Origin of the sequence: Ktedonobacter racemifer DSM 44963, assembly GCF_000178855.1 — a bacterium.
Taxonomy (GTDB): Bacteria; Chloroflexota; Ktedonobacteria; order Ktedonobacterales; family Ktedonobacteraceae; genus Ktedonobacter; species Ktedonobacter racemifer.
Map to the genome: position 1 here is coordinate 1459656 of NZ_ADVG01000002.1, position 12638 is coordinate 1472293.

General features: G+C 56.0%; 11 protein-coding genes. 5 read left to right on the forward strand and 6 right to left on the reverse strand.

The features are described from left to right. Nucleotides 1–433: 433 nt before the first annotated feature. Together KRAC_RS76220 and KRAC_RS76225 are read right to left on the reverse strand one after the other, a co-directional pair. A complete protein-coding gene (locus tag KRAC_RS76220) occupies nt 434–871 on the reverse strand; it encodes a hypothetical protein (RefSeq protein WP_040444031.1) in 438 nt (145 codons plus the stop codon). Beyond that, on the reverse strand, nt 810–1136 hold the full coding sequence (locus tag KRAC_RS76225) for a hypothetical protein (protein WP_244422228.1): 327 nt from the start codon (nt 1134–1136) through the stop codon (nt 810–812). Before KRAC_RS76225 ends, KRAC_RS76220 begins: the two co-directional genes overlap by 62 nt. 135 nt (nt 1137–1271) lie before the next feature. Here KRAC_RS76225 and KRAC_RS22715 point away from each other — a divergent pair, with 135 nt between their 5' ends. Next, entirely contained in the window at nt 1272–2738 is a 1467-nt protein-coding gene (locus tag KRAC_RS22715) for a ComEC/Rec2 family competence protein (RefSeq protein WP_157506971.1), read from the forward strand. A 51-nt stretch (nt 2739–2789) separates the two neighbouring features. Next, entirely contained in the window at nt 2790–3446 is a 657-nt protein-coding gene (locus KRAC_RS22720) for a hypothetical protein (RefSeq protein WP_007911149.1), read from the forward strand. Between the two features lie 71 nt (nt 3447–3517). Here KRAC_RS22720 and KRAC_RS22725 read toward each other — a convergent pair whose 3' ends face one another. Beyond that, nucleotides 3518–4537: a tyrosine-type recombinase/integrase gene (locus tag KRAC_RS22725; protein WP_007911150.1), complete on the reverse strand. Its 1020-nt coding sequence runs from the start codon at nt 4535–4537 to the stop codon at nt 3518–3520. A gap of 378 nt (nt 4538–4915) precedes the next feature. Continuing rightward, on the reverse strand, nt 4916–5338 hold the full coding sequence (locus tag KRAC_RS22730; protein WP_007911151.1) for a hypothetical protein: 423 nt from the start codon (nt 5336–5338) through the stop codon (nt 4916–4918). Nucleotides 5339–5897: 559 nt separating this feature from the next. On the opposite strand from KRAC_RS22730, the gene KRAC_RS22735 reads away from it, so the two are divergent. Genes KRAC_RS22735 through KRAC_RS22745 form a run of 3 tightly spaced genes read left to right on the forward strand, consistent with a single transcriptional unit; the run spans nt 5898 to nt 9377 of the window. Further along, the gene (locus KRAC_RS22735) at nt 5898–7877 is read left to right on the forward strand and encodes a sensor histidine kinase (protein ID WP_007911152.1); all 1980 of its coding nucleotides are present in this window, start codon (nt 5898–5900) and stop codon (nt 7875–7877) included. 16 nt (nt 7878–7893) lie between these two features. Then, entirely contained in the window at nt 7894–8559 is a 666-nt protein-coding gene (locus tag KRAC_RS22740) for a response regulator (RefSeq protein WP_007911153.1), read from the forward strand. 17 nt (nt 8560–8576) lie between these two features. Further along, entirely contained in the window at nt 8577–9377 is an 801-nt protein-coding gene (locus KRAC_RS22745) for a class I SAM-dependent methyltransferase (protein ID WP_007911154.1), read from the forward strand. A gap of 69 nt (nt 9378–9446) precedes the next feature. Here KRAC_RS22745 and KRAC_RS62250 read toward each other — a convergent pair whose 3' ends face one another. Both KRAC_RS62250 and KRAC_RS22755 read right to left on the reverse strand, forming a co-directional pair. Then, entirely contained in the window at nt 9447–11573 is a 2127-nt protein-coding gene (locus KRAC_RS62250) for a serine/threonine protein kinase (protein WP_007911155.1), read from the reverse strand. Nucleotides 11574–12014: 441 nt separating this feature from the next. Next, nucleotides 12015–12554 (reverse strand): DUF402 domain-containing protein, encoded by a 540-nt coding sequence (locus KRAC_RS22755; RefSeq protein WP_007911156.1) that lies wholly within the window; start codon nt 12552–12554, stop codon nt 12015–12017. Nucleotides 12555–12638 lie beyond the last annotated feature (84 nt).

Here is a 12638-nt window from a genome sequence, read left to right on the forward strand (position 1 = left end):
CTTCGAGTTACTCCGTTCCGATTATCTGTTTTGCGCTGCCGTAGGTTTGTGCTATCCACCGGGTACGCTAGTGAGTGAGGCAGGGTATCACTACACTACCCTTTCACTTTCTCCATTGTTTCGCAGATTGGTACCTTACCTTTTGGTCAAGTCTATCAGCCTGTTTGACTTGTTCAACCTAACGATGGTTCCGTTGCACATTCGCGTTATTCATTCTGTTGAATGAACTGCTAACCATAGCCGCCTGACTCGGAGATGGGTCTGCTTCAGACTAGCAGTTTCCTCTCCTGGATACCCGCTTTACGGATTGAGGACCAGTCGCTACCGTAGGGCATCGTCTTTCCGTGCTCACTTCACAGGTGAGGAATTGCACCTCACGTCAGATAATCAGTTATCAAGACATTGATCAATGTCTTGCCAGCCTTCCCCTTACTTATCCAGCAAGTTTCGGCTGAACGGATCGCACGTAGCACTGATTGAGGCTTTTGAGGGGTTTGCCACTCACCAGACGAGGCACAAAACCAGGTTTGTCGCTGGTAATGGCAGCCAGCACATTGACGCCCACATCCACGGCTGCTCGAAGCTGTGGGTTGACCGCAGCCGGTTGGAGCTCCTGCTCATAGACGACCTCCAGCATGTAGCCATCAGCGCGTGGAACGATGCGTACCTGCCTGATGGCTTGCCAGGTAATCTGAGTCGCGATCTCGATGGGCAATCCTGATGGGACGAGCTTGCCCGTGCGCTTGAATGCCCTCTTGCCCAGGGCTTTTTTCTCGTAGATGAGCAGGAAGCGGCCTTTGGTCTTGTCTTTATAGCCAGGGATCTTGGGGCGTCCTGTAAAGGGAGTGGGGTCTTGGCGGTAGGCTTCCATCACGCGCAAAAAAGCTGACCCAATTGTCGTGAAGCTGAATCAGGATGGCATTACTGACTTTGCGAGGGAGGGCACAATAGGCCTCATGGTGTTTCAGGCGATGGAAGATGGCAGCGTAGGGCAGGTAAGTTCCCTCGTGAATGAAGGCTTGCCGGACGTGGTAATTGGCCTGGTTGTACAGATTTTTGGAGGCAAAGGCCGCCTGGTCAATGACGGCAAAGCGTGCATCCTGGTGACGAATGAGATGTCGTTCGACCAACTGCATCTGGTGGGCTCCTCCCTTTCCAACAACACGTCCTTCGTGTCGATGTGCCTCTCTCTTGTTGTTTCACACAAGAACATTCTTTCTAACAGAACTCTACCAGAGACGCCTTCATTTGTCAACATCTGGCATAATTGCTTGGAAACGTTTTTAACACCTGCGCTGACGCGTATGCTGCATCCCTTGCAACGCCTGCCCGGTGGTGGCTATCTCGGCGAACTCCTGGCTGTGACCCTGGCGGCGCAGGTCGCGACCCTTCCGATTGTGGCGGTAACCTTCCATGTTGTCTCGCTGGTGGCTCCCCTGGCCAATCTGCTTACTGTGCCTCTGCTGGGAACCCTGCTTGTGCTTGGCGCGCTCCTCTGCGCCATTGGTGTACTTAGCCCGCTTCTGCTCCAGCTCTGCGGAGAGCTGGCATGGCCTCTTGTCCATTATGTCGCGGTGGTTATTTCCTGGTGCGCGCACCTCTCCTGGTCTGCCCTGAATGTAGGCAATGTTGATACACTCCTGATATGGCTCTACTACGCGCTCCTGGGTGCACTCTATTACCTGTGGTACCTGTGGCCTCTCACACAAGAACAGATCATAAACAAGGCCAGGGAAGCCTCACGCCAGAGAGGCACGCTCACCAGACAGCGTAGAGAGGTGCAACAACTTCCACCACGGGTCAGGCTACTTATGGCGGCACTCATCTTGCTTACCTGCAGTCTCGCATTATTTCAGGCCCAGGCTCAGGCGTCCACTAATCAGGCCGAGGTAACTTTTTTTAGCCTGGGATCGCCTGCACAGCCAGAGGCGGGGACGGCGATCTTTCTCAAGAGCACAGATGGACACAACAGCCTGATTGATGGAGGGCTTGATAGCGCTGGGGTTGGGCTGGCCCTGGATCGCCTTCTCTCGCCCTGGCAACACACTCTCGATACAGTAATGCTTACAGCTCCACTTCAGGATCATATTACGGGTTTACAAGACGTTGCGGCAAGATACACTATTGGAAGAGCAGTAGACGCAGGAATGCTTCACCCCAGCGCAACCTACGCCCGCTGGCGGCGTACTATAAGTGAACGCGCCATTCCCTATGTGGTGGCGCAGCAAGGAAGCATAATTCCGTCAGGTGCCAATATGCAAATCCAGGTACTCTGGCCTCTGGAGCTGCACAAGGGCAGTGATGAGGCACGCGATAACAGCTTAGTCTTACGATTGACCGCGCCGGGACTGAGCCTGCTCTTGCTGGAGGAGGCCGCGACAAGTAATTATGCCTTACAGGGACTACTCGACGATATTGAGCCGACGTACCTGCAAGCTGACATCGTACAGGTAGTAGACAATGCGAACAAACCCTTTCCCCAGGCATTGGCGACCTTGTTGACGAAGGCACAGCCAGCACAGCTCGTCGTCACGCCGGGCGCGCCCGGGCGGGGAGTGAATAAACAGGCATCTTCAACGAGCAGTGAGGAGTTATCTACACTTCTGTCGCGTGAGACAGGCGGCCTGTTGAGTACTCTCACTATACGCTTTATCGCGCGGACTGGCACATTGACGCTTTGCGACACAGGGCAGGGATGGCAGAGCTTCACTGAGAATGATTCGTTCTCTAGCTCTTGATGAAACATAGCTAACAATGACTAACCCGGCAAATAGAAGGACACGGACGATATGCGCTGTGAATATTGTGGAACCGAGATCGCGAACCATACCACTACCTGCCCCACCTGTGGGGCACACCTTGAGCCACGTCAGAGGCGTGTTTCAGCCAGTACACAATATAATCAGCGCGAGTTTGAAGCAACGCTCAATGCCGTCGCCTCCTATGAGGAGGGCTACCAGGGAGAGCCATACGAGGAGAAGATTGCCCCACCCAAGATACCGCGAACCGAGGCACGCTCCTATGGCTATGGCCCCTCAGATCCACGCCATCGCTCCTACCCAGGACACCAGACGGCCTATACCTATGTCACCTATCAGGCCCAGCCAATCCCTACGCTGCCACGCAAGAACGATGGCGCACTCATCATCGAGATCTTCCTCTCGCTTTTCGGGGTCTTTGGTGTAGGCTGGCTCACGGCAGGCAAGACATCTGTAGGACTGGCCTTGCTGCTTGGCAGCATCTTCATCTACTGGCCAGTTGTGATTCTGGGGACCATCTTTACCTTTGGCATTGGCCTGCTCTGCCTGGGACCCCTGGCGATCCTGGCAATTATTATCAACGCCATCCTGCTCAATGGCATGCTCAACCGCCAGCTCGCCCAGGCACAATACGTGGCCTATACCCAGCAGCCCCCCATGCAGACGCCCCCACCCTTCACGCATTAAAAATAATACTGTCAAATAAATTGTGGAGTCCGTGCCAGGCACGGACTCCACAATTTATTTGACAGTATTATTTACTTGGGGAAGGCGAGGCGGCGGTACTTTTCGCGGGATTCGAGCCAGGCTTCGTCGGAGAGGCCTAGTTTCTCGCGTAGAGCCTCGGGGGCGATGCCGGAGCGTAGCTGTTCCACGGCGAAGGTATCGCGCAACAGTTGGAGGGTGACGCGCTTCTTGATCTCCGCGGCCTTGACGGCACGCGCCAGGATGTAGTTCAGGTTACGGTCAGTGCATTTGAAGACCTCGTCGCCCACGCGATACTGCTGCTGATAGCTCCGAAAGATATTGGCGAACTCTGGTGGCAGAGGGAGGCGCCGCTCGCGGTGCTGCTTGCCAGTCGAGGCCGGGAATTGCACCGTGACCAGGGGTTCGCGTGGATCGCTGAGATCGATGTGATGCACGCGCAAGCGCATAACCTCTTCTTTCTTCAAACCAGCAAATAGCACCAGGTATACCAGGCACTGACACCGGGGATCTTCAGACGCAGCCTCTAACAGAGCATGGACCTCTTCGGCAAATAAGAGTTCGGGCAGCGGCGGAAGGGGACGCTCCAGGGTCAGGCTGGCTGCGGGGTCCTCGCGAATCGCGTTGGCGCTCGCCAGCCAGGAGAAAAAGTTCTTTAGAAAGGTAACCCGGCGTGCCATGGTCTTGGGGGCCGCCGTATGGCCCGAGCCGTATTTCAACTTTACCAGCCAGTCAGCCAGGTTCTCTTTGGAGAGACGTCCAACAGGCGTGTCTGGTCCGACGAAGTCACTAAACATCTTCAGGTCTGAAAGAAAGCACGTGACCGTATAATTTGACTTGCCACGCAACATCAATTCTTGCCGGTAGGGGACAACGCATTCGGCCAGGCTCGACTGATCGGTTAGAGGGCTGCCCTGGCTTACCGGCGGGAAAGGTGTCTCCTCGGCGCCAGGCAGCTCCTGAAGGGCGGTAGAGTTCCCCACAGGGGCGGCTACCTGTCCATTATGGTGCGCTCTCTCCGCGTCCGCAAGAACTGCTTCTCTCGGTATCTCCTGCTGCGGATCCTTCTGCATGGTCAATCCTCACTTTTCCGGGATCTTACGTCAACTGCACTCTACATTTCATTATAGCATACCTGATTGCTGCCCTTCTGAATGTAGAGTGCCTATGTGAGGGCAGCATGAGTAAGGGGAGGCGTGGACAGAGGACAAAGAAGAGCGCTCACACCTTTATGAGTGGGTACTCATAAAGGTGTGAGCGCTCTTCTGTATTTTAGATACCACGACCAGCTATTCCCCATTGAATGGCGGGGCATGTTATCTTAATAGGCATTATCGGTTTTGCGCGGCATACCCTTAAAAAACAATCGTGAACGCCGCTTCGCAGCGGCTAGCTCCGCTCACACGATTGAAAGACAACCCCTTGTGCCGATGGCTGAAAGGAGCTATGCCTTACTCTTCCTCGTCGCGGTCCAGATCCTCGGCGTCAAGCAGATCCTCTTCTTCTTCCTCTTCCTCCTCGTCATACTCATCGAGATATGACAGGTCGGAATCACGAGTCGAATAGGACTCCTTGCGGATCGTGATCGTTGGATGAACGGCGGGAAAAGGTTTGAGGCCCGTTGGGTCCTGGCCGCCTTCGTAGCTCGACTCATACATGGTCGGCATACTCTCACGCACCAACACCTTATCCTCTAGAGCCGCGGCCTCAAAGCCCAGGCGACGGAGATCCATCACCATGCCAGGCCACGTATCATCGGCATCAACTGCCCACCATTCACGTCCCATATAGCGGACGGGGCGCACACGCATAGGCCGGTTAAGATCGCCAAGGGTAGCCATGAGATTTGCACGTTTGCGCTCGGCATTTTTCACGATAAGAAACCGTCCCTTCTCTCAAATGTACAATGCTTTGTCTGCTCTCCGCCTGAATCACGGGAAGAAAAAATGATGCTTCTGATGATACATTCTTTTTCAGCCTCAGCTAGACGGAAACAGGGTGCGTGTACCCATACCATACCACATAACCCATACCATTTGCCAACAAATATCATATTTCTATTCACCATAACATACCATCATACCTGAAACATTCCCCCGGCTCGCAAGCTCGCCTTATAGGGAGTGGTATGCTGGCGCGCGGGCCGCGGCCCGCGCGCCAGCATACCACTCCTTTGAGGAGTAGGCACGGGGTAGTCTCGTTCTGGATCGCGAGCCTTTTAGGCCATGCTTGCATGGCCCATACAGCGCTTCCAGGCCGCTACTGGGGTAAGTATGTTGGGGTGGGGCGAGGGCGGATGCCCTCGCCCCACCCCAACATACTTACCTGCGAGCGCCGCAGGCGCGAGAGGTTGACAAGCAAGGGGGAGAGACGCGATACTAAGCAGAGCCAGAGGTAAGAGAAAGCGTATTTGAAACTGCAAAGGCGGCATTCATGAAGTTACATACATCAATATTTGCGCGCATCTACAAGCGCTTTCTAGCGGATACGGCGGGGCAGAGGCTGCGCGCGACGCCGAGCTACTTCTTCCTGATATGGCGTTGGAGTATGTGGCTCTACGCCCTGGTACTAATTGTTGGCTCACGAGAACCCTATACAAAATATCCTGCGTATGGGATCAGCGTCGTGCTCCTCTTTGTTACGCTGTTGCAGACGCTGATCGTGACACTATACTCCCCAGTCGCACGCCACTTTTTCCCTCGTCTGCGCCTGCCCTTCGCCCCTCCTCCACGCAGTGAGATCGACGAGGAAGAGCCGATTCCAACTGCCCTGGCTCGCCTGCGCAACCCCTATAGCAATCTTATTCTCTACGGCATTGATTTACTGGTCTGTGGACTGGTGACCTACCTGAGCGGCCCCTTCGCCTTGCATCCCTACTTTGGCACCTCCTCGCCCTTCTATCGCTATGGGATCTCAACGGCCTTCGCGGCAGCACTGGCCTATGGCTATCGTGGAGGACTGGGCGCGGCCCTGGGCTACGATCTCTTTATCGTGTTGGGCATACTTTTCCGGCCCACCTATGCCGATCCCCTCTATACCCCCAATGTGATCGATGTCGTGGGTTCGCTGGTTGATACGCCGGTGGCGGCGCTGGTGGCGGCCTTAATTATCTCCTTGCTGGATCGCTATGTGCGAAGTTTGCAGAGCGAGCAGGCGAACGTGCGGCAGCAGAAGGCGCAGCTCGACCTGGGCAATGTGCTCATCCAGGCGGCCTATGAACGCCAACACTTGCTTACGAAGAGTGCCGAGCAGCTCCGTCAGGGCGGGCGTTTTGAGAGCCTGGCGCTCGCCCTGGTGCCTCACACACCCGAATTGGATACGGATATGGCCGATACTGAGGCGCCCCGCCCGCAGCAGCTAGAGATCTATACCTCGCCTGCACATCTCCCGCATGAGAGCGAGGTATCGCTTCCTGGTGAGCTGTTTGAACAGGTGCGCCAGACGGGGGAGCGGCTGACAAGAATTGAGCCTCCTGTGCCCCATCTCTATCCTCCACGTTTTCCCCACCAGCTCTACCTCCCCTTCGCCAAACAAGGCGAAGTCCAGCTAATCCTGGGTGTGGAGAGCCACCGCCCCATTGATGAGAAACAGGAAGACTTTCTGGTAATCGCTGGCACACAGTTGCTCACAGCCCTGGAGAATATCCGCCTGACCGAGCAGACCATCCTGCTGACCGCCCAGGAGGAGCGCAACCGCATCGCGCGTGAGATCCATGATGGCGTGGCCCAATTGATTTATATTCTCAAGATCAGCGCTGAGACCTGCATCGCCTATACCCAACGCTTGATGGAGGCATCAGAGGAGGAGGCAGAGCAACTCAACCCTCTTGAGGAGCGTTTACAAAAGCTGGTGACCATCTCCAAACAGGCGCTGTGGGAGACGCGTAGCTATATGTTCTCGCTCAAACCGCTCAATCAGGAGCACCTGAGCCTGCAAGACATCATTCAGGGGCAGTTACGCGAGTTTGAGACGATTAGCGAGGTGCCAACCAGCCTGCGTGTGGAAGGCGAGGAGGCATCCACCGACGGCGATAATGAGTATGCACGCCAGCGCGAGCGGGTGTACGCAGCCTTCTTCCGCATCGTCCAGGAGGCGCTGACCAACGCATATAAGCATGCCGAGGCCACACGGATAGAGGTGGCGCTGCGCCAGGGTCCAGAAGACATCCTGGTCGAGATAGGCGATAACGGTAAGGGGTTGCCCGAGCCAGCCAGAAGCGGCACGCGCTTCTACTCGGGGCATGGACTCACAGGCATGCGCGAGCGCGCGACTGAACTGGGCGGGACCCTGGATATTCTTCCCGGGCAGGCGAGTGGCCTGCTGGTCCGCGTCTGGATTCCATTATCTCATGCAAAAACCAACACCGCTCTCGCGGCTAGCGCGAGCGCACACAAGTTTTCGGAGAAGCACTGAGCAGAGGAGGCTCCAGATGAGCAAGATACGTTTGATGCTGGTTGATGATCATGAAGTGGTACGCCTGGGTATGCGCGCCGCGTTCGAGCTTGAGCCGGATATTACCATTGTGGGCGAGGCTAGCAATGGCGCTGAGGCCGTCGCCAAGGTCGGTGTCCTCGCCCCCCAGGTGATCCTGATGGATGTGCGCATGGAGAAGATGAGCGGGATCGAGGCCTGCCGCGAGATTAAGAGCCGCGATCCTCAGGTCAATATCTTGATGATTACCTCCTACACAGATGAGCGCGCTATCCTCGCCTCCACGCTCGCCGGGGCCAGCGGCTACCTGCTCAAAAACGTGAGTCGTGCCGAACTGCTCAAGGCCATTCGCCGGGTCGCCACCGGGGCCTCGCTGCTCGATCCCAAACAGAGGCAGCAAGCGCTCACGACCGCGACGGCAAATGCGCCTAAGGAGGCCATTACCGAGCGCGAACGCGAAGTCCTGGCCCTCGTCGCCCGTGGCTATACCAACAAGCAGATCGCCGAAGGGCTCTCCATGAGCGAGAAGACGGCGCGCAATCATGTCAGCCATATCCTCGAAAAGCTGGGCCTGACGCGACGCAGCGAGGCCGCCGTCTACGCCGTCGAACACAACCTTGTGCCACCACGCCAATCCCAGCAGCACGAGGAGAAAAATAAATAAGAGAAAGAGAATAATTTATGAGCGATATCGCCAATCAACAATACCTGTTAGGCAATCAGTATCAGAACGCTGAGAAGTTGAATGTTCGCATCCAGCTTCACCAACGCTTTAGCCAGAATAAGTATGACTGGCACCGCTGGATCTTCGATCACCTGGCATTTACCCCTGGCGCTAAAGTGCTTGAGCTGGGATGTGGTCCCGCGCATCTCTGGCAGCGGAACCTGGATCGTTTACCCTCAGATTCTTCTATCACACTCTCCGACTTCTCCGCTGGCATGCTGGATGAGGCCCGGCAGACGTTGGCGAAGAGTTCTTATCCCTTCACCTTTCAGGTTATAGACGCGCAGGCCATTCCCTTACCAGACCAGAGCCTGGATATGGTGATCGCCAATCATATGCTCTATCATGTGCCTGACCGTCAGAAGGCCCTGGCTGAGATCCAGCGCGTCCTCAAGCCCACAGGGCGCTTCTATGCCGCGACCAATGGGCGCGACAACCTCAAGGAAATCAGAGAGCTCTTCCACCAGGTCGCGGGCAATTATTTATGGGGCGAACAGGGACAGCTCAGCTTTCACCTGGAGATGGGAGAGGAGGAGTTACGCCAACATTTCGCCAGCGTAGAGGTCATTCGCAACGAAGATCAGCTCGTGGTCACCGAGGCCGAACCGTTGATCGACTATATACTCTCGGGCAGCGCGGGCAAGGATCTGACAGATGAGCAGAAGGCCACACTGGCGGAAATCATTGAGAGGCAGATCGCCACGCAGGGAGCCGTGCGCATTCAGAAGGTCGCGGGCCTCTTTGTAGTACATGGCTGATTTAGATGAAAAAAGGAGTGCCCCTGGCCAGCCTGTGGCTGGCCAGGGGCACTCCTTTTTTCATCTGAATCAATTAAACACTTTCAGGTTGCTATAGACGACGTCGGCATCTTCCTTCTGTGCGTTCGCGAGAAAGGCGATGACACCTTGATCTGGATGGTCAGCATTGCTGAGCGATGCGACAAAGGTGTTGTTGACATAGAATGAGAGCGTTGTCCCGTGAGCGATGATTTGGAGCGTATTCTTGACGCCAGGACCCGTGTGGAAACCTGTGGTAATGTTATCCTCTTTCAAGGGAGTAGAGCCAGTGGAGAAGTTCCCCGAAGAAGAGATTTTGTAGTGTCCATCGGGTCCAATCTGAAAGAGATAGCCCGCGTAGGTTCCAATAACGCTCTTGGCGACACGGAAGTAGACGCCACCGCCGCCATCGCCGCTCTTGATGAGCATATCTACGCTAATGGTCTGGTCACCAAACTGTTTCTGGCTCTCCGAGCAACCCTTACTTGAGCTTGAGCCTAGAAAACCCTTGGCCACCGTCACGTGATAGCCCTCATTAGGAATGAAGGAACAACTGGAGCTTGATTCCCATCCCGCCTCGCTGCCAGCGTCTGTCAGGGGGTCCTGATAGACGGGGTTGGTCGCGGTCGCGGTTCTGATGACCGAGGCTGTCGCCTGGGCCTGCTGAGTGGCCTGCGCCTGCGCCTGGGCTGTCTGGGCCGCGCCAGGGTCCTGGGTGCTGATCGCCGTGGCGCTCGAGCCGTTTGTGCCGTTGTTGCTGGTGCCTGGCGTGCCGTTCTTCAAGAGCATATAGGCGGGAACGGCGATGATGAGCAAGATGAGAAGGGCGACACCGACCATGATGTAGCCGCGATTGGGAGAGGGTGGCTCGGGTGGGGGCGTGGGCGCGGCGGGACGTGGACGCGGCGCCTGGTGCTGGGGTGAGGAGGCAGAACGTGCCTGGGGCTGATCATAGCGATCCTGCTGCCCGTAGCGCTGCTGCTCTGGAGGATACTGGCGAGACTGAGGCTGCCCATAACCCTGTTGCCCGTAGTTCTGCTGAGAAGTTCGGGGCGCCTGCTCGCGTGTGGGAGTGCCAGCGTGCGGGGCATAATTCTGGGGCGAATGCGCCGCTTGGTAAGGAGGCTGGCCCCGGTTGGGTTCGGCTGCGCGCTGCCCGGGGGGCGGTGATGGCAATACCAGCGGACCATCGGCGCGCTCGGTACGCAGCGAATGGATGGAGGGCTCGGCGGGGGCCGCATCAGCGCGCTCAGTGCGCGCCGAATGCATGGTTCCAGCGGGGGGCTCTCCCCGGACCGTGCGGTCGGAGTGGAAGGTGGCCCCTTTCGGCTCCGGTTTAGCCTGCGGCTGCTCCTGGAGCGCATTGGTGAAGGCATCGGCCATCTCGGTCGCGCTAGAATAGCGTAGCTCCGGGCGCTTCTCCAGAGACTTGAGAATGACCTTCTCGGCGGCGACGGGCAGGTTTGAGGCATAGCGTCGTGGCGATGGCGGCTGCTTATTGATGTGCAGCGAAACAACGGCGATCTGGTTCGCAGCCTCAAAGGGGACACGGCCAGTGACCATCTCAAAGAGTAGCACACCCAGGCCATAGAGATCGCTACGAGCGTCGGCCTTGCGGTCCTCCTCGAAGAGTTCGGGTGCCATGTAGTCAACCGTACCCATCAAGAAGCCGGTTGAGGTGAGTTGGGTCACGTCGCCGGTGCTGCGAGCGATGCCAAAATCAGCAAGATAACAACGCCCCTCGTTGTCCAGCAGGACATTTGAAGACTTGATATCGCGATGGATGATGCCGCGCGCATGGATATAATCGAGAGCGGAGCCGATATCGCGCAAGATACGGGCGGCCTCCTCTGGCTTGAGCGGCGAGCGGCGCAGGTGGGTGCGCAGCGTCCCTCCTTCAAGATAGGGCATCACCAAATAGTAGCACTCGTAGCCATCAACGCTGTTGCTACCCGCGTCAAAAATAGGAATAAGATAAGGATGGCGTAACTGTGCCATTACCCGGGCTTCGCGCTCGAAGCGGCGGCGCATCTCTTCATCGTCGCGTTTAAATACTTTGACCGCCACGATACGCTGGAAGCGGGTGTCGTATCCCTCGTATACGTCCGCCATACCACCTTTACCGATGATTTGCCGCAATTCGTAGCGGTCAAGGGTCCTTCCTTCCAGGTCTACCATAACTTTTCTCCCGAAAGAATTTATTTCTGTGATGAGTGAGTTCTCTCTCAAACGAACGAGACTTACGCACTATTATACTGTACGCGTCGACTATTGCACGCTCACTTGCCTGTTTTGCCTATGCATGAAAAATAAAGGGCGCAGGGCAGGCATCCAGGGCAATTAGCAGCATACCACGTAGCGATCAACTGTGCTGTTAGCAAACTCACAACCTACACAATTGTGCCAAAAAAAAGAGGCCCGAACTAACGCATGTACAACGATGCGCCGTTCGGGTCTCCCTCAGGTTGAAACGAAATCAGCTTGCGTCCCTACAAACCGTGGTGGAGTTTTTTTACATAGCTCCTTATGCGAAAACCAACGCCACTATCGTGGCTAGCGCTTCGCGCTCAGGTTTTCGATAGGAAGAATAAAAGAAAAGAAAGAGAGTTTTAGCATTGGTTATAGCATTGGTAACAGGCGCTCCAGGTCCTCTTCACCGAGCCAGAGCAGGGGGAAGGCATCTTCCTCCAATGCTAGCATCAGGTGGTCGGCTTCACGCCAGGCCGTCTCATACATAACCGAGCTCACCGCTTGCTTGCGCAGTGCCTCGTCCAGGTCAACGATCCCCAGTAGGTGAATCTCCCCCAGGGGCGAAACGTCGATAGTAAGATAGAGGCCCTCGCAAGTGAGCATGCCCTGTTCATTAAGATAGTGACGCGCCACAATATCTACGCGCCAGCGCACCAGTTCGCGCTGCGCATTAAAGATAGAGGTGACGGCATAACGCGCGCCAGCCGGGAAGTGTTGCAACCAAAGGAAGCCATCGTCGGCTATGCACACTTCCGTCCCTGGCAACGTTACCATGAGCGGCTCGCGCACTTGCTCCAGTAAGAGCAGGCTTACATAGCCTGAGAACTCGCGCGAGTCGATGCGCGTCATGGCAAAGCGTTTCTTTTGTAGATCTGGTCCGTCCGGGTGATCTACCTGCCACGTTTTCATTATAGGGACCCTATACTCATAGTTTTTGCGAATGTATCGCATTTGTTTTCTAGCATTTTCTTTCTAGCAATTTCTGCCAAGTAT